Genomic DNA, 16,983 nt, shown 5'->3' on the forward strand with positions numbered 1-16,983 from the left:
CGCCGGTGGATAATCACCGGCATGCGGTTCGGGATTCTCGGTGACACCCGGGCGTGGCGTGACGACGGGGCCGAGGTCCCCCTGGGCGGGCCGGCCCGCCGCGCGCTGCTGGCGCTGCTGCTGAGCCGGCCCGGCGAGATCGTGGCGGCCGACCGGCTGGCCGACGAGATCGACCCGGACGGGGCGCCGTCGGCACACGCGCTGCAGTCCCAGGTGTCCCGGCTGCGCGCGGTCCTCGGTCCCGAGGCGCCGATCGAACGGGCCGGGACCGGCTACCGGATCGTCGTCGCGCCCGACGACGTGGACGCCTCCCGGTTCGAGCGGCTCGCCCGGGAGGGGCGGGCCGCACTGCGCGACGACGACGCCGGGCGGGCGGTCGCGCTGCTGCGCGAGGCCCTGAGCCTGTGGCGCGGGGCCGCCCTGGCCGACCTCGGCGAGGGCGAGACGGCTCGGGCCGCCGCCGTACGGCTGGAGGAGCTCCGGCTCGGGGCGACCGAGGACCGGATCGAGGGTGAGCTCCGGCTCGGCGAGCACCGCGCGGCAGTGCCCGAGCTGCGCGAGCTGGTCGGCCGGCATCCGCTGCGCGAACGGGCGGCCGGCCTGCTGATGCGGGCGTTGTTCGCCGCGGGCGGGCCGGCGGAGGCGCTCGTGGTGTTCGAGGAGACCCGGCGGCACCTGGCGGACGAGCTGGGCGCCGACCCTTCGGCGGAGCTCACCGCGCTGCACCGGGAGCTGCTCAGCGCCGATCCGTCGCCGTCGCCCGTCGCGCCGCCCGCCCAGCTCACGGCCTTCGTCGGCCGCGAGGAGGACGTGGCCGAGGTCGCCGGTCTGCTGCGCGTGGCCCGGCTGGTCACGCTCGTCGGCCCCGGCGGAGTCGGGAAGACCCGGCTGTCCGTCGAGGTCGCCGGCGCCATGGCCGACGAGGTCTGCTTCGTCGAGCTGGCGCCGTCGCGCGACGGCGCGGGGCTGCCGCAGACGCTGCTGGCCGCGCTCGGCCTGCGCGAGAACGGGCTGCACCTGGGAGGCGGCGGGCAGACGCCCCTGGACCGGCTGATCACGGCGCTGTCGGACCGGGTGCTCGTGCTGGTCCTGGACAACTGCGAGCACGTCGTCGAGGAGGCCGCGGCGCTGACCGCGCGACTGCTGGCGACCTGCCCCCGGCTGCGCGTCCTGGCGACGAGCCGCGAGCCGCTCGGCGTCATCGGCGAGCACCTGCGGCAGGTGGCGCCGCTCGACGCCGAGGCGGCCGTACGCCTCTTCACCGACCGCGCCCACGCCGTCCGGCGCGGCTTCACCGCCGACCCCGAGGTCGTACGGCGGATCTGCGCGGCCCTCGACGACCTGCCGCTGGCGATCGAGCTCGCGGCGGCGCGGCTGCGGACGCTGCACCTCGACGACCTCGCGGCGCGGCTGGACGACCGGCTCGGCGTCGCGGCCCGGGGCAGCCGCGGCACCGACGAGCGGCATCGGACGCTCCGGTCGGTGGTCGCCTGGAGCTGGGACCTGCTGCCGGCGGCCGAGCAGGAGGCCGCGCGGAGGTTCGCGGTGTTCGCCGGGGGCGCGACGGCCGAGTCCGCGGCGCTCGTGTGCGGCACCGACGCCGACACGCTGGAGTCGCTGCTCGACAAGTCGCTCCTGGAGCTCGCGGGCGGCCGCTACCGGATGCTCGAGACGATCCGCGCGTACGCCGCCGAACGGCTCGACGAGTCGGGCGAAGGCGAGTCCGTGCGACGCGCCCACGCCCGCCGCCTCCTGGACCTGACCCGGTCCGCCGACCCGCACCTGCGGCGGCCCGAACAGCTCGAGTGGCTGACCGTCCTCGCGGCCGAGCACGGCGATCTCCTGGCGGCCGTGCGCTGGGCGGTCGAGGCCCGGGAGGCGGAGACCGCGCTCGACCTGATCGCCGCGGCGACGCACTACCTGTGGATCCGGGGCGCGTCCGCCTCGATCGTCCCCCAGGCGGCCACGCTGCTCGAGGTGATCGGCGAGGAGCCTCCGGCCGGCCGTGGCGAGGAGTACGCGCTGGCCGTGCTGGCGGCGGCGTCCGGCGCGGCCGGGCGGTGGGTCTGGCGCAGGCACCGCGCGTCGGCCGAGAAGGCGCTGACGGCCGCGTGGTCCGGTGACGAGCCGGGCCGTCACCCGGTCGTCCTGCTCATGTGGATGATGCGGAACGCCGGTGAAGGCGATCCGCAGGGCGCGTTCACGCTGGTGGCGTCGCAGTGCGACCGCGCCGATCCGTGGGTGCGGGCGGCCGCGCGGTACGTCTCGGGCTTCGGGCCGCTCGGCGCGGGCGACACCGCCGAGGCCGAGCGCGTCTTCGCCGCGGCCGTCGCGGGCTTCCGCTCGCTCGGTGAGCGCTGGGGCACCGCGCTGGCCCTCGACGCGCTCGCCGGGATGGCCGGCGCGCGCGGCGACCGGGCGGCGGCGATCGCGCTCACCGACGAGGCGCTGGCCCTCACCGAGTCGCTCGGCGCCCTGGAGGACGGCGCCGACCTCCTGGTCAACCGGGGCGATCACCTCGTCGCGGACGACGCGGCGGCGGCACGCGCCGACTACGAGAAGGCCGCCGCCCTCGCCCGCCGCGCCGGCAGCGCCACCGGTCGGGCGGCGGCCCTGCGCGGGCTCGGCGACCTGGCCCTGGCGGAGGGGGACCCGGCGGAGGCGGGCCGGCTGTACGGCGAGGCCCTGGAGCTCCTCGACCCGCACTGGGTCAAGAACATCGGCAACCGGGTGCGCGCGCTCGCCGGGCTCGGCCGCGTCGCGGAGGCCGGCGGCGACCACGCCGCGGCGCGGGCGCGGTACCGGGAGGCCGCCGAGTCGGCGGGCGTGATGGGCGCCGCCACCCCGGAGGCCCTGCGCGCGATGGGGCTCCCCGAACCCGTCGTCGAGGCGGTGAGCGCGCGGTGAAGCGCCCTCGGAGGGACTGACCGGCACGGTGAGCGCGCGGTGAGCCCGCGGTGAGCGCCCCCCGCGAAGCTCACCGACATGAAGAAACTCAACGTCCTGATCTCCGGCGCCTCCGTCGCCGGCCCCGTGCTCGCCTACTGGCTCCACCGGCACGGCTTCAACCCCACGATCGTCGAGCGGGCCCCCGCCCGCCGCGACGGCGGATACGCCGTCGACTTCCGCGGCGAGGCGCACCTGACGGTCCTGCGCCGGATGGGCATCCTGGCCGACCTCGAACGCGCCCGCACCGGCATGAGCCACATGTCGTACGTCAACGCCAAGGGCCGGCCGGTCGCCAAGATGCCCGCCGACCTGTTCGCCGGGGACCTCGAGATCCTCCGGGGCGACCTGACCCGGATCCTGTACGCCGCGACCAAGGACCGGGCCGAGTACGTCTTCGGGGACTCCATCACCTCGCTCACCGAGGACGCCGACGGTGTGACCGTCACCTTCGAGCGCGGCGCACCGCGCCGGTTCGACCTGGTGATCGGGGCGGACGGCCTGCACTCGAACACCCGCCGGCTGGCCTTCGGGCCGGAGGAGCGGTTCGTGAAGCACCTCGGCGTCTACTGCGCGATCTTCACCACCGAGAACCACCTCGGGCTCGACCACACCGGGCACGCCTACCGCACCGCGAACCGGCTCGCCGCCCTGTACAGCGCGCGTAACAACACCGAGGCCAAGGCGGTGTTCTACTTCGGCTCACCGGACCTGGACCTCGACCGCCGCGACGTGGCGCGGCAGCAGGCCGTCCTCGCCGAGACCTTCACCGGCAACGGCTGGGAGAGCGACCGGCTGCTGCGGGAGATGCGGTACGCGCCGGACTTCTACTTCGACTCGGTCGGCCAGGTCCGCATGGACGGCTGGACGCGCGGCCGGGTCGCCCTCGTCGGCGACGCCGCGTACTGCCCGTCCTCCCTGTCGGGCATGGGCTCGGGGCTCGCCCTGGTCGGCGCGTACGTCCTGGCGGGAGAGCTGGCCGCCGCGCACGGCGACCACCGCGTGGCGTTCGCCCGCTATGAGGAGGAGATGCGGGACTACGCCGCGGGCTGCCAGAAGCTGGGGGACGGCGTGGCCAAGCTGATGGTGCCCGGGAGCCGCGCCCTCGCCGCGTTCCTCAACCGCTACTACAAGGTGATGCCGTACCTGCCCGGAGCGAGCATGGCCTCGAAGATGGCCCGCAAGGCCGCCGAGGGCATCGCGCTGCGCGACTACGCGGTCCGCTCGTGACGCAGGGCGGCGAACACCTCGTCCCAACGGTCGGCGACCTCGGAGATCCGGTAGCGCTCCGCGGTCCGCCGGCCGTTCTCGGCGAGCCGCCGCGTCCTCTCCGGATCGTCCATGAGGGACAGCAGGGCGTCGGCGAACGCGTCGATGTCGCCGTCGGGCACCAGCACTCCGTCTTCGCCGGACGTGATGATCTCCCGGGGACCCTGCGGGCAGTCGAAGGACACCACCGGCACTCCGGCGGCGAACGCCTCCACGATCGTCATGCCGAACCCCTCGAACCGCGAGGTGATGACGTGGATCGACGCCTTCGCCAGTTCGCCCTCGATGTCGCTGGTCGGTCCCATGAAGGCGACGTTGTTGTGCAGGCCCAGGCGGCGGGCCTGCCGGCTCAGCTTGTCGGCGTGCGTCCCGTTGCCGTAGATGCGCAGCCTCCACTCGGGGCGCTTCTCGATGACCTTGGCGAACGCGTCGAGCAGCCGGTCGTACCCCTTGACCTTGACGAGCCGGCCGGCGGCGAGGACGACGGGGTTCTCCAGCCGGGACTGCGGGCGCGGCCCCTCGGGCAGCCCGTTGCCGATCGTGCGAACGCGGGTCGGGTGGCCGTCGAGCATCCGCGCGTACTCGGTGTGGTCCGCGTCGGTCAGCGTGATGACCGCGTCCAGCTTGGGGTACCAGGTGCGGATCTCTTCGAGGATGCCGGGCTTGTGCGCGCCGAAGTGCAGGTGCTCCTGGCCGATGAGGGTGACCCCGTCACGGGCCAGCCGCGCGGCGGCGATGTTCAGCCCGGCCCGGGTGGTGATCAGGACGTCGGTCCGCAGACCGGCGAGGTACCGCTGCAGCGCCCGGTCGCTCTCGGCGTTGAAGTTGTCGTACGCGCGCTCATCGGGGTGCATCAGCGTGCTGGGCTTCTTGATCCGGGAGGAGAGCCCGACCCGCCACCACTTCTTGGAATCCGGCCGGAGGTCGACCAGGCTGGACAGTGTCACCCGGTCGGAGTACGGCAGGAACGGCCTGTCGCGGTGCCGGAAGACGCTGACGACCTCGACCTCGTGGCGCTTGGCCAGTTCGTCCGCCAGGTTCAACGTCGCGCGGATCGTGCCGCCCATGCCATAGGCGTTCATGATGAGGATGGAGATCTTCATGACGCCTCCGCGTTCGCGACGACCGTGGTGGCGATCGCGAGGTGGTCCTTGTCGGTGTAGTAGGCACGGACTCGTACGCGGTCGGTGTCCCGTACGACGTGCCGCGCCGGGAACCGGATCTTGTTCTTCTTGTCCGGGATGTCGTCGAGCAGGGTGGCGACGTTGAGAGCACCGATCCGCAGGTCCCAGAAGCCGCGCTCGGTCTCCACCGCGAAGGGGGCGTTCGGCAGCTCGGCGTGCCAGCGGTCCCCGGTGACGGTCACCGGGCCGGTGACCTCCTCCGCGGTCTTGCGCCGGGCGGCGACGATCTCGTCAGCGGTGGGCGTGGCGCCGTACGCGAGGAACCCCTCGAGCGTCAGCTTGTCCTCAGCAGGGTGGACGGCGGTGACCTCGGCGTACGGCTCGACCGGCCGCACGTCGACGCGCAGGCCGCCCGAGGGCGCGCGGAAGGTCCGCAGCGCCCGGGTACGGCTCCGTCGCGCGTACTCCACCAGGCCGTCGAGCGAGAAGCCCGGGTCGGTCGTGATCACCTCGGCCTCGGCCGCGTGCACCGACCAGGTTCCGGCGGCGAGGTCCAGCCGCGAGAGGTCGGCGGCCGCGCCGTCGAGGCGGACCGTGTGCGCGGTGTCCTCCCGGCGGAGCGTGAGTGTCGTCTCGTCGGCCGGGGGCTCGGCCCAGCGGATCCGAAGGACGTCGTCTGCGTCGAGCCGGGCCGACGCGGCGAGTGCGACCATCGCTGGGGGGGATCCCTTCGATCTACCTGAGTGTCCGGACATGTAACCAACACCCGGGTAAACGCCGGGCTAAGCCCTTGCTGCGTATGCGCGGATGATTCGCTGTCAGGACGCCCAGAAGTCGATCAAGGTTTACCGGGAGGCGTCAGAGCGGCAGCTTCATGCCCTCGTGGGTCGCTTCGAAACCGAGGGACTCATAGAAGCGGATGGCGTCCGTGCGGCGCTTGTCCGAGGTCAACTGGACGAGGCCGCAGCCCCGCCGCCGCGCCTCGTCGATCGCCCAGTCGATCAACCGGTGACCGAGGCCTCGGCCCCGGTGGGCGCTGCCGACGCGGACCGCCTCGATCTGGGCGCGTTCGGTGCCCATCCGGCTGAGCCCGGGAATGAAGGTGAGCTGCAGCGTGCCGGCGACCTCGCCGTCGACCTCCGCCACGATCAGGCGGTTGCGCGGATCGGCGTCGATGTCGGCGAAGGCGGCCCAGTAGGCGTCGATGTCGCCCTCCCGGCCCGCGCCGATCGCGTCGTCGGCGAGCAGCGCGACAATCGCCGGTACGTCGTCTCTGGTGGCGTCGCGAAAGGTCACATCGGTGGGCACGGTCCAAAACTTTAGCGAGAATTGACACGACTAGGCGTAGTACTACAGTTGGTAGTACTACGATTCGTCAATAGCGCTTCAGGAGGCGGCGTGACCGCACCGTCGACGATGGATGCTCCCGCCCGGCTCCTGGACCGCCACTGTCAGGAGCTGGTCGAGGACGAGCTCACCCGGTTGGCCCGCCGCGTCCCCTCGCTCGCGGAGGACCACCTCGGCGTCGTCGAGACCGCGCTCCGGCAGATCATCGATCGGCTGCTGCCGGTCCCGAGACGCGCCGAGGCGCACCCCGAGACCCTCGCGGCCTTGTTCGACCTGGAGGCATCGTATGATCGAACACTGGACGGATCTCGCGGCCTGCCAAAGCGCTGACCCCGAGCTGTTCTTCCCGGTCAGCGCCAGCGGCCCGGCCCTGGACCAGGTGGCCGAGGCCAAGCAGGTATGCGCGAGCTGTCCCGTGGCGTCGGACTGCCTGGCCTGGGCGCTGCGCGCGGGCGAGTCGGCCGGCATCTGGGGCGGAACCACCCCCGACGAGCGCCGCTACCTGCGCCTGAAGCCGCTGCCCGCGGCGCCCGCCTGGCACTGAGGCCCGCGCCCGCGGTTTCTTATTTCACCCCGACGGTCCGCGACGTACGGTTGCGCTATGGCCGACCCCTCGATCACCGCGCGGTCCCCCCGCGACGGACTCGTCCACCACGCCTCGCGCGCGGTCGGCGCGCTGATCATCACCGTTCTGCTGCTCGGCGCCTGCTGGGCGGTGGAGGTCGCGAACTACGGCGGTGACCTCACCCGGGAGTACGGCATCCAGCCGCACAACGTGCACTCCCTGTGGCACATCTTCACGGCGCCGTTCCTGCACGCCAACCTCGACCACATCATGGCCAACTCGGTACCGCTGGCGATCTTCGGCTTCCTGACGGCGCTGCGCGGCCTGGGCCGCTTCATCGCCGTCAGCGTGATCGTCATGGTCGTCAGCGGTCTCGGCGTGTGGTTCCTGGCCGCCTCGAACGTCGTGACCGTCGGCGCGAGCGGTCTGATCTTCGGCTACTTCGGTTACCTGCTGGCGCGCGGCTTCTTCGAACGCCGCGTCCTGGACATCCTCCTCGGCGTCGTCATCGCCCTGGTGTACGGCACGATGATCTTCGGTGTGCTGCCCGGGCAGCCGGGCATCTCCTGGCAGGCGCACCTGTTCGGGCTGATCGGCGGGATACTCGCCGCCCGCCTGACCCGCCGCCGCACCGCACCGGCGGCGCTGCCACCCGCCTGACGCCGTCCTCCCGGGGCCGGGTCAGCCGCGCACGCTGACGTCGGTGACGGTCGCGTCGCGCGGGGTGGCCAGCGTGTTCACGATCACCGTGGCGACGGTCCGGGCCGACATGTAGTCCGCCGGGTCGTACGCCTCGCCCTCCTGGTCGCGGACCTTGCGCTGCATCTCGCTCGCCGTACGGCCCGGATAGACCGACGTGACCCGGATCTCCGGCTCCTCGTCGCGGAGCGCGTCGGCGAGGGCCCGCAGCGCGTGCTTGCTCGCGGCGTACGCGGCCCACCCGCCCCGGGCGCGCAGCCCCGAGCCCGAGTTGACGAAGACGACGTGGCCGCGCGCCGTGCGCAGCAGCGGCAGCAGCAGGCGGGTCAGCTCGGCGGGGGCCGCCGCGTTCACCAGGAGCTGCTCGACCCAGGTGCCCGGCGGCGCCTCCGCGACGGTGCCCAGCTCGACCACGCCCGCACTGTGGACGACCCCGTCCAGCGCGGGCAGGTCGGCGCCGGCGAGCGACGCCTCGATCCGCAGGGGGTCGGACAGGTCCAGCTCCAGGGTCCATACGCGCTCCTCGCCCGTCGGGTGGGCCGTCGGCTCGACGGCCAGCGGGGTCGGGGAGACGAGCCGCATGGCGGTCTCCTCCAGCCGCTCGGCGGAGCGCCCGACGAGGATGAGCGAGTGCCCGGCGTCGTACAGCAGCTCGGCGACGGCCGAGCCGATGCCGCCCGTGGCCCCGGTGATCAGGTAGGTTCCCACGAACCTCATTCTTCCCCGCGATCCTCAGGAGGGACGCAGCACACGGGCGACGCCGGAGATCAGCGCGGTGGCCAGGATCCAGCCGGTGCCGGTCAGGGACCAGGCGAGCCAGCGGGACCAGCCGACCGGGTCCCAGGCGGTGCGCTGCCCGAACGTCTCGATCGGCAGCATCAGGTCGAGCGTGTAGATCAGCGCGTGGAAGTGCGGCCGCTCGTCCGGCTGCTTGATCGTACGCGGGTGGTCGACGCTGAACACGATGGTGCCGACGGCGACCAGCACCGCCAGCCACAAGGCGGCGATCCAGGGCCGGTAGCCGTACCCGACCGTCCAGTCGAGCAGGACGCCCCACGCGCGGCCGATCGGCCCGAGGTGCCGCCGCCGGGCCCGCTGCTTGGCGAGCTGGCACTTGCGGGCCAGGTCCTCCCGGCCGATCCGGCGCAGCCAGACGGCGAGCTGCTCGTACGGCTGCGGGCGGAACCCATGGGGGTCCCGGGAGATCCAGTCGAGCCGCTGGCCCTCCTCCGGCTCCCCGCGCAGCGTCTCGTACACCAGGCCGTTGAGTCGCAGTTGCTCGGGCCAGACGTCGGGCCGGTCCAGGATGACGTCGATGCGCGAGTACCCCAGCGTCACCTCGCCCTGGATCGGCTCGCGGGGGACGAGGATCAGTTCCTTGACGTCGGCGTGGCTCAGGTGGAGGGCGCGCCGGCCGGGGGCGCGGATCGCGCCCTGGTCGAACGAGAGGGTGCCGTCGATCCGTGCGCCGCGCAGGCGTACCGGGCCCTCGGCGGTGAAGCCCGCGCTGCACTCCATACGGTCCTGGACGATCATGTTGTCGCCGTCCAGGGCGCAGGCGCCGTCGCGCACCGTCGTCCCGAACAGGAACAGGCCGCCCGTCATGCGGGAGCCGGTGAGGCGCACCTCGCCGGTGATGTCGGAGTTGCGGATGTACGCGCCGGCGTCGACGGTGAGCAGGCCCGCGTACAGGGCGTATCCGCCGGGGTTGCGCAGGCGCACGTTGTTCATCCGGAACCCGCCGGACAGCGCCGCCCGCGTCAGCCGTACCTCGCCCTCGATCAGCGACTCGGACAGGCTTAGGTAGCCGTCCGCCTGGAGGCCGCCGCCGTCGAACCCGGGGAAGGAGCAGCCGTTCAGGCGCATCTGCCGGGCGCGGGCGTTGGAGAAGTCCGGTCGTTCCTCGAGGACGCAGTGCTCGAGCCGGAGCTCGCAGCCGACCGCGCCGCCGGAGACGTTCAGCACGCCGGTGACGCGGGCGCCGCGGAGGCGTACGGCGGGCACGTGCCCGGGCGCGGGCTCGCACGCGCCGAGCAGCAGCGCGGAGATCACCTCGGCCCGGATCGTACGGTCCGGGGAGCCGGTGGCGGGCGGCCGTTCGTCGCCGAGCGACACGAGCGCGCCCGTCGGGTACGCGTCCCAGAGCCGCCGTTCGGAGCGGGTCAGCCGCAGTCGTCGCTCACCGTCCCGCCAGGTGCGGACGGCATTCCACCGATCGGCCACAGACGGTCATCGTAGGCCCGATTGATCATCAAGGCTGCGGCGAATGTCATACGTCGCCCGGTAGGGAAGGGGGCGGCTCGGGCAAGCCGTGATCGCCCATTCGCCGCCGAACACCCATATTTCGGCGCACAGTTGTCTGTTCAGTTACCCACGGGTAGCATCAGGTGTTACTGACTGGTACGTAACCCGGGTGCGATCCGCCCGCCCGAGAGCAACGGGGTGTTCATGGGGCACTACAAGAGCAACCTGCGTGACATCGAGTTCAACCTCTTCGAGGTCCTCGGCCGTCAGGAGATCCTGGGCACCGGGCCGTTCGGCGAGGTCGACGAGGACACCGCGCGCAGCGTCCTGGACGAGGTGAACCGCCTCGCCACCGGCGTGCTCGCCGAGTCCTTCGAGGACGCGGACCGGCACCCGCCCGTGTTCGACCCCGAGACGCACTCGGTCACGATGCCCGAGAGTTTCAAGAAGTCCTTCCGGGCCTACTTCAACGACGCCGAGTGGTGGCGCCTCGAGCTGCCGACCGAACTCGGCGGCATGAACGCCCCCCGCAGCCTGCACTGGGCCGTCGCGGAGCTCATCCTCGGCGCGAACCCGGCCATCTGGATGTTCTCCAGCGGCCCGAGCTTCGCCCAGCTCCTGTGGCGCATCGGCACGCCGGAGCAGAAGAGGCTCGCCGAGATGGCGGTCGAGAAGCACTGGGGCTCGACCATGGTGCTGACCGAGCCCGACGCGGGCTCCGACGTGGGCGCCGGCCGTACGAAGGCGATCCAGCAGCCCGACGGCACCTGGCACATCGAGGGCGTCAAGCGCTTCATCACCAGCGCCGAGCACGACATGGCCGACAACATCCTGCACTACGTGCTGGCCCGCCCCGAGGGCGCCAAGCCGGGCACCAAGGGCCTGTCGATGTTCATCGTGCCGAAGTACCTCGTCGACGTCGAGACCGGTGAGCTCGGCGAGCGCAACGGCGCCTACGTCACCAACGTCGAGAAGAAGATGGGCCTCAAGGTCTCCACGACCTGCGAGCTCACCTTCGGCGAGAAGCACCCGGCCGTCGGCTACCTCGTGGGCGACGTCCACGAGGGCATCAAGCAGATGTTCCTGATCATCGAGCAGGCCCGCATGATGGTCGGCACGAAGGCGATCTCGACGCTGTCCACCGGCTACCTCAACGCGCTGGAGTACGCCAAGGAACGCGTCCAGGGCGCCGACCTGACCAAGATGGCCGACAAGGCCGCGCCGCGCGTCACCATCACCCACCACCCCGACGTACGCCGCCTGCTCATGCTGCAGAAGGCCTACGCCGAGGGCATGCGGGCGCTCGTCCTCTACACGGCGACGTACCAGGACAAGGTGCAGCTCGCCGAGGCCGCCGGTGAGCCGGACAAGCTCGCCGAGAAGGTCAACGACCTGCTGCTGCCCATCGTCAAGGGCGTCGGCTCCGAGCGGGCGTACGAGGTGCTGACCCAGTCGCTGCAGACCCTCGGCGGCTCCGGCTTCCTGCAGGACTACCCGATCGAGCAGTACATCCGGGACGCCAAGATCGACTCTCTGTACGAGGGCACCACGGCGATCCAGGGCATGGACTTCTTCTTCCGCAAGATCCTCCGGGACAACGGCGAGGCGCTGCAGCACCTCGCCGGGCAGATCAAGGAGTTCGTGGAGAGCGAGGCGGGCAACGGCCGGCTCAAGAAGGAGCGGGCCCTGCTCGGCAAGGCCCTCGAGGACGCCCAGGGCATCCTCAACCCGATGATCGGCTGGGCGCTCGGCTCGATGGAGCGGTCGGAGGAGATCTACAAGGTCGGCCTCAACACGACCCGCCTCCTCATGGCCCTCGGCGACGTCGTCATCGCCTGGCTGCTCTGCCGTCAGGCGGAGGTCGCGCTCACCAAGCTGGGCGGCGAGGTCTCCGAGGCCGACAAGGCGTTCTACACCGGCAAGATCGCGGCCGCCCAGTTCTTCTGCGCGACCCAGCTGCCGAAGCTCGCCGCCGAGCGCGCGATCACCGAGGCCACCACGGCCGACCTGATGGACCTCCCCGAAGAGGCCTTCTGACCCAGACCACCTGACGTGCGCTCAGAGGTCCCGCCGCCGATCGAATCGGCGGCGGGACCTCCGCTTCGCAGGTACGACCGGCCACCAGGCCACCTTCCTGCGAGAAGGCCGAAACGCGCAAAGTAATACATGCCGGGTTCGCCGGAACGTCCAGGCCGGACTGAAAGACACGGCAGACGCGAGCCCACCCTCCGGACAGAAGCCCCACAATGCGCATCCGACGCCTGTTGCCGAGCTTTCGGTACGCCGAGACGGGGCGGCGCGGGGAACACAGCCGTCCAAGGGCGTGATCCCTGGTGATCGGTGTCGATAGGACGCAGCAGACGCCAGTGATCAGAGGTGCCCCCGGTCGTCAGCGAGCCGATGGCGGAATCGCTGTCCGATGTTCCTGGTTGGATGGCCATGTGCGTGCGATTCGCTTCACGCGGTTCGGAGGGCCCGAGGTTCTCACGGTGTCCGAAATTTCCGAGCCGGTGCCCCAGACGGGCCAGTTGTCCGTGCGAGTCACGGCGGCGGGCGTCAACTACGCCGACATCCTGCGTGCGGCGGGCACGTACTCGGGTGGTGTGGAGCTTCCCTTCATCCCCGGCAGTGAGGTCATCGGCTCGGCGACGGACGGCCGCCGGGTCATGGGTTTCACCTTCGACGGGGGCGGCTTCGCCGAGCACACGCTCCTGGACGCCGCCGAGGTGGTCGAGGTACCGGACGAGGTGGCCGATGGGGCGGCGCTCGCCCTGCTGGTCCAAGGACTGACCGCCTGGCACCTGCTGCGTTCATCGGCGCGGATCGCAGCAGGCGAGTCCGTGGCCGTGAACGCCGCGGCCGGCGGAGTCGGGACGCTCGCGGTGCAACTGGCCCGCGAGTTCGGCGCGTCCCGTGTCATAGCGACGGCCTCGTCCGCTGACAAGCGGGCTCTCGCACTCGAACTCGGCGCCGATGCCGCGGTGGACAGCGACCCCGACGGCTATCCCGAACGCGTCCGGGAGGCGAATGACGGCCGACCGGTGGACATCGTCCTCGACGCGAACGGCGGACCTGCCATCGCCGCCGGCCTCGACGCTCTCGCGCAGTTCGGCCGCCTGGTGAGCTACGGCGACGCGTCCCGCGAAGGCCGCCCGCCCATCGACCCCGGATCGCTCGCCGAACGCAACCTGTCCGTGTCGGCCTTCTGGCTACGCCCGGCACTCACCCTGCCCGGCGCCTACCACGAGCCACTCCGGGAACTACTCGCCCTGACCGCACAGGGCCGGCTCCGCCCGGTCGTCGGCTCCGAGTACCCCCTCAGCGAAGCGCGCCGAGCATTCGAAGACGTGGCGGCCCGCCGCACGAAAGGCAAGGTCGTGCTGCGGGTCGGCGACCGGATCGGCCAGGTGCCGTCCGGCGGGTGACTGCGGACGCAGGAGGCGTCATGAGTCGTCCCGTGCCCAGCCGTAGCGGGACTCGTAGTCGTCCCTTTCATTCCCGACCTCTGGCCGGTGGCTGAGGCCTGCCTTCTGGACCTCGTGAGTACTTTTCACCTCGGCGTGCTCATATCGATCGGCCGTCGTGTACACGGCCTCCCGGTTCTGTATGAGTGTGATCGTGTCATCGTTCAGCTTTAGGATCGTCTGGGCGCGGGACTTCTCGTACTCCTGGCGAAGTCCCAACTCCTCGCCGATTTCACCGAAACAGTTCTCTGGCAGGTAAGCGGTGTCAAGGATCGCTGGCGCCTCTGACCAAAAGTTCACTGCATCATTTATATTGTCGCCACTCTTGCGGATTTGGCTTGCCTGGAACTTGAGGTTCGGCGACATTGTGCCGTCTCTCCTTATTCTTAATCTAAGTCAGCCGGGCATATTCTTGAGAGCCTGTTCGGCTAGCTGCCTGGTCACCGGACCTGCTTGGCTGATGCGGCTCTGCTCTGGTGTCGTTCGGGAAAGCCTGGTTGTACCCCAATAGATGAGCACATGGAGATTTCCGTGCATGATATCGATATTCTGTCGATCGCGCTCTTGGCAGAAAGTGCCGACAGTGGTTGTCACCTTTTCGGGGCAGTTTCCGCTGCCGGGAAGGCTTGGGAATTTGGCGTTCGGTTCGCGCGGGCGAAGGTCTGATATCGAGACTCGCACGCTGGCCGTACCCTCACTGCCATCGCGACTCAGCCACGAGCATTGCTGAAAATAGGGCTGGCTCTCTTTCTTGGGCTTGACGGACGCCAATTGATGGAGCCGGGAGATGTTTCCTGGGTCGACGATGGTGCATGCGTCAGGAGCGTCATAGATGGTCATCGGCGGCGGTACGGTGACCGAGCCGGCTGGCGTATGCGATGACTCTGTTCCTCGGGGCGTCGGCGTCTTGCCCGTCGCACACCCGGCGAGTGCAAGCGCAAGGAAGCCGAAACATGTGACTGCTCTTTTGTTCATTTTCTGATGCAGGCTTACTGGTAGATCCAGCGTTTCGGGTTCTGGATACTGCTTGACATCTCTGCCGGCGGCTTTAGTTTTGCCAGCTCATTGGCGAACTTTGCCAGTCCCACCTTCTGGCTCTCGACGGCCGACCTCAGTTTCGTGTCCGTCGTATTTATCGCGTTGATGTAGTCGGTTAGCGCTGCGATGATGCTTGGCTTGTCGTCCTTCTTTGCGCCGGTGAGGCCGAGCCCAAGGCTGGTTGGATACGAGAGGCCGCCAGTGTGGTGAGGTCTACCGCCGAGTTGTAAGTATTCGTTACTTGTACGGACAGATCAAGAAGTGCCATTTCTGCGCCAAGAAGTGCGGCAGCGTTTCCGCCGGCCACCTGCATATTCCTTCCCATCAACTTGTCGAATGCGCTGTAGGCGGGGCCTGACCAGTCGGATTGGAGTGCATTCGAGGCGAGGAAAAGTGGATTCTCGCAGTCGCTCAGCTTCAGTGCGGCTTCGCGCCACTTTTCGGCAGCGGTGAGTACTGCGTTGGCGTCGCCTTTCATTTTCTTTGCAGTCTCAATGGCCGTCAATCCCCCCATGATATTCACCACAAAGACTCCGGCGCGGATGATGTTCTCGGATTTCAGTGACCAGAGTTTTGCGGTCGCGTGGGCGCCGCCGAGCCTTGCGGATACCTTCCCTTTCGCTTTCGGCTTGGGAACCATTGCCGAGTTCCTTTCAGTGCGGTAGTCGAAGGGGGTCTCTGGATCTATCGACTGATGTGGGATGCGGTAGTCTCGTCGAAGACTTTGGCTAGGGCTTCGGCGAGTTTGGTCTCGGCTCTGGAAAGCGCGTCAAGAATTCGTTCACCCAGCTTAGATGTATCTGAAACCGCTACTTTAGCCTGGTTGAGATTAATGATTATTCGGTGATCGGCCGTTACTGTGACCACGCCAAGGTCTGGAGATATTTGGGCCTTGACGGCCAATTTTTTCAAGCTCGCGGTTATCCGCTCCCGCTTTACGAGGAGTTCCTCGCTCGCGTTCACGAGATGCTCGGTTCGGCGGGATGCAGAATGCAACTCCGCGCGGAGCTCGTTGTTGCGTCGAATGGCGCGCTGGAAGTCGTCCGGCTGCGTCATCCCGTATCGCCTCCCACTGGGGCCCGTTGTTCGAGCGCGGCTTCAAGCCGCTGCCGGCGTGTCGCAACCTGCTGCCGGGCGCCCATGATCAGTGCTGCGATGTAGTCACCCAGTCGATGGCCATCCGGGCCCTTGACGGCGCTCGGATCGATGTCCAGCGATAGGGGGCGGCCGTCTCCTGCAACCACCAGCCGCAGCAGACCGTCCGGCGACTTCTTCGCGAAGCGTTCAGCCGCCAGCCTCTCTTCCAGTTTCGCGTACTGCGCGGCCCGTTCGGCGAGTTCGGCGAGGACGTCGGTCAGCGATGGTCCGTCTGCCGCATCCCTTTCACCGGTGTCGAGGAGCGACTGATCCGTGTCGGCGTATCTCGGGTCGTCACGGGTCCCGTCGGCGCTTTCCGGCTTCTGGGCATCAGCCGGTTCAGGCGTGTCTTCCCGTCGAGGCGCGCGTGCGGCCAGGCGTGCTCGAATCTCGTCCGGGGACGTCGGTGGATCGGCGACGCTCTTGTTGAGGAACTCGTCGAGTGAACCCGGACCCTCACCCATGGCAATCCACCCCGTCACGTTGCTCGGCCCCGTGAAGCCGCGGCAGAGCCGCAGGCGTACGGCCATGTTGCTCGATACGCCGTTCACAGGCAACCGGATGAATTACTTACAGTCCGCACAGCAATATTTCGGTCAGGTCCTGTCCTGCCGTGTCTTTCGCCGAGCATGTACCGCGCGGCGGTCGGCCGGAGTCCGGAACGCGGGACGGTGGAGAAAAGGCGTTGAGGGGTCGGCGGTTTGTCGGGAGACTAAGTGGGTGAACGCGCGGCGGTTCGTCTTTCTTGATCCCGATGGCATGGACGACGGGTGGCTGTATGTCGTCGTCGAGGCGCCGACCGGGGTCTTCTACCAGCAGCAGTACGGCGGAACCGCCTGCCGCCAGGGTCAGCTCGAGGGCTACCTGGTGCCCGTGTTCGGGCCGGACGCGCTGGACGCGCTGGGAGAGCTGTTCGTGAGGCACTTCCGGGGCGCGGGCACCTGGAATCACCGCTGGTCGGGCGATGAGGTCGCCACGTTGCGGCCGATCGTCGCGGGCATCACCTTCTGGGCGTGCGACGGAGTCAACGACCATCCCCATGACCTGCGGCTCGACGACGCCCGGATCGCCGAGGCGGACGAGGCGTGGATCCCGGTCCGGACACCGGACGGACCAGGCGTCCTGATGTGGAGCAACTCCGACTGATCGA

At 69.7% G+C, this 16,983-nt stretch carries 18 protein-coding genes; 8 read left to right on the plus strand and 10 right to left on the minus strand.

Going from position 1 to position 16,983, the window contains the following annotated elements; translation table 11 throughout:
* Nucleotides 1–21 precede the first annotated feature (21 nt).
* Together ABD978_RS42035 and ABD978_RS42040 are read left to right on the plus strand one after the other, a co-directional pair.
* The gene (locus tag ABD978_RS42035; RefSeq protein ID WP_345367036.1) at nucleotides 22–2,907 is read left to right on the plus strand and encodes an ATP-binding protein; all 2,886 of its coding nucleotides are present in this window, start codon (nucleotides 22–24) and stop codon (nucleotides 2,905–2,907) included.
* Between the two features lie 78 nt (nucleotides 2,908–2,985).
* Nucleotides 2,986–4,176 (plus strand): FAD-dependent monooxygenase, encoded by a 1,191-nt coding sequence (locus tag ABD978_RS42040; RefSeq protein WP_345367038.1) that lies wholly within the window; start codon nucleotides 2,986–2,988, stop codon nucleotides 4,174–4,176.
* On the opposite strand, the gene ABD978_RS42045 is transcribed toward ABD978_RS42040, so the two are convergent.
* The 3 genes from ABD978_RS42045 to ABD978_RS42055 form a co-directional block, all read right to left on the minus strand.
* On the minus strand, nucleotides 4,158–5,318 hold the full coding sequence (locus tag ABD978_RS42045) for a glycosyltransferase family 4 protein (protein WP_345367040.1): 1,161 nt from the start codon (nucleotides 5,316–5,318) through the stop codon (nucleotides 4,158–4,160). The genes ABD978_RS42040 and ABD978_RS42045 overlap by 19 nt on opposite strands.
* Nucleotides 5,315–6,052 carry a hypothetical protein gene (locus tag ABD978_RS42050; RefSeq protein ID WP_345367042.1) on the minus strand — a complete coding sequence of 246 codons (738 nt, stop codon included), beginning with the start codon at nucleotides 6,050–6,052 and terminating at the stop codon, nucleotides 5,315–5,317. Before ABD978_RS42050 ends, ABD978_RS42045 begins: the two co-directional genes overlap by 4 nt.
* 145 nt (nucleotides 6,053–6,197) lie before the next feature.
* Nucleotides 6,198–6,647 carry a GNAT family N-acetyltransferase gene (locus tag ABD978_RS42055; protein WP_345367044.1) on the minus strand — a complete coding sequence of 150 codons (450 nt, stop codon included), beginning with the start codon at nucleotides 6,645–6,647 and terminating at the stop codon, nucleotides 6,198–6,200.
* A gap of 90 nt (nucleotides 6,648–6,737) precedes the next feature.
* Here ABD978_RS42055 and ABD978_RS42060 point away from each other — a divergent pair, with 90 nt between their 5' ends.
* Genes ABD978_RS42060 through ABD978_RS42070 form a run of 3 tightly spaced genes read left to right on the plus strand, consistent with a single transcriptional unit; the run spans nucleotide 6,738 to nucleotide 7,911 of the window.
* Complete coding sequence (locus ABD978_RS42060; protein WP_345367046.1) at nucleotides 6,738–7,016, plus strand: hypothetical protein; 279 nt, start codon at nucleotides 6,738–6,740, stop codon at nucleotides 7,014–7,016.
* Nucleotides 6,973–7,230: a WhiB family transcriptional regulator gene (locus ABD978_RS42065; protein ID WP_345367048.1), complete on the plus strand. Its 258-nt coding sequence runs from the start codon at nucleotides 6,973–6,975 to the stop codon at nucleotides 7,228–7,230. The genes ABD978_RS42060 and ABD978_RS42065 overlap by 44 nt, the downstream gene beginning before the upstream one ends.
* A gap of 57 nt (nucleotides 7,231–7,287) precedes the next feature.
* Nucleotides 7,288–7,911 carry a rhomboid family intramembrane serine protease gene (locus ABD978_RS42070; RefSeq protein WP_345367050.1) on the plus strand — a complete coding sequence of 208 codons (624 nt, stop codon included), beginning with the start codon at nucleotides 7,288–7,290 and terminating at the stop codon, nucleotides 7,909–7,911.
* A gap of 21 nt (nucleotides 7,912–7,932) precedes the next feature.
* Here the strand turns inward: ABD978_RS42070 and ABD978_RS42075 are convergent, their stop codons facing one another.
* Entirely contained in the window at nucleotides 7,933–8,667 is a 735-nt protein-coding gene (locus ABD978_RS42075; RefSeq protein WP_345367052.1) for an SDR family oxidoreductase, read from the minus strand.
* Nucleotides 8,668–8,682: 15 nt separating this feature from the next.
* On the minus strand, nucleotides 8,683–10,173 hold the full coding sequence (locus ABD978_RS42080; RefSeq protein ID WP_345367054.1) for a hypothetical protein: 1,491 nt from the start codon (nucleotides 10,171–10,173) through the stop codon (nucleotides 8,683–8,685).
* A 225-nt stretch (nucleotides 10,174–10,398) separates the two neighbouring features.
* Between ABD978_RS42080 and ABD978_RS42085 the strand changes: the two genes are divergently transcribed.
* Both ABD978_RS42085 and ABD978_RS42090 read left to right on the plus strand, forming a co-directional pair.
* Entirely contained in the window at nucleotides 10,399–12,231 is a 1,833-nt protein-coding gene (locus ABD978_RS42085) for an acyl-CoA dehydrogenase (protein WP_345367056.1), read from the plus strand.
* Between the two features lie 452 nt (nucleotides 12,232–12,683).
* Nucleotides 12,684–13,619, plus strand: a complete 936-nt coding sequence (locus tag ABD978_RS42090) for a quinone oxidoreductase family protein (protein ID WP_345367058.1) — start codon at nucleotides 12,684–12,686, stop codon at nucleotides 13,617–13,619.
* 18 nt (nucleotides 13,620–13,637) lie between these two features.
* Here the strand turns inward: ABD978_RS42090 and ABD978_RS42095 are convergent, their stop codons facing one another.
* The 5 genes from ABD978_RS42095 to ABD978_RS42115 all read right to left on the minus strand — a co-directional run bounded on the left by ABD978_RS42095 (nucleotide 13,638) and on the right by ABD978_RS42115 (nucleotide 16,363).
* Nucleotides 13,638–14,024, minus strand: a complete 387-nt coding sequence (locus tag ABD978_RS42095; RefSeq protein WP_345367060.1) for a hypothetical protein — start codon at nucleotides 14,022–14,024, stop codon at nucleotides 13,638–13,640.
* Nucleotides 14,025–14,054: 30 nt separating this feature from the next.
* Nucleotides 14,055–14,498, minus strand: coding sequence for a hypothetical protein (locus tag ABD978_RS42100; RefSeq protein WP_345367062.1), 444 nt, complete (start codon nucleotides 14,496–14,498; stop codon nucleotides 14,055–14,057).
* Between the two features lie 313 nt (nucleotides 14,499–14,811).
* Nucleotides 14,812–15,336: a hypothetical protein gene (locus tag ABD978_RS42105; RefSeq protein ID WP_345367064.1), complete on the minus strand. Its 525-nt coding sequence runs from the start codon at nucleotides 15,334–15,336 to the stop codon at nucleotides 14,812–14,814.
* Between the two features lie 44 nt (nucleotides 15,337–15,380).
* Nucleotides 15,381–15,752, minus strand: coding sequence for a hypothetical protein (locus tag ABD978_RS42110; protein ID WP_345367066.1), 372 nt, complete (start codon nucleotides 15,750–15,752; stop codon nucleotides 15,381–15,383).
* Nucleotides 15,749–16,363, minus strand: coding sequence for a YbaB/EbfC family nucleoid-associated protein (locus ABD978_RS42115; protein ID WP_345367068.1), 615 nt, complete (start codon nucleotides 16,361–16,363; stop codon nucleotides 15,749–15,751). The genes ABD978_RS42110 and ABD978_RS42115 overlap by 4 nt, the downstream gene beginning before the upstream one ends.
* 190 nt (nucleotides 16,364–16,553) lie before the next feature.
* On the opposite strand from ABD978_RS42115, the gene ABD978_RS42120 reads away from it, so the two are divergent.
* Nucleotides 16,554–16,979: a DUF6210 family protein gene (locus ABD978_RS42120; RefSeq protein WP_345367070.1), complete on the plus strand. Its 426-nt coding sequence runs from the start codon at nucleotides 16,554–16,556 to the stop codon at nucleotides 16,977–16,979.
* Nucleotides 16,980–16,983 lie beyond the last annotated feature (4 nt).

The organism is Actinoallomurus liliacearum, assembly GCF_039542035.1.
In the GTDB taxonomy this organism is placed as follows: domain Bacteria; phylum Actinomycetota; class Actinomycetes; order Streptosporangiales; family Streptosporangiaceae; genus Actinoallomurus; species Actinoallomurus liliacearum.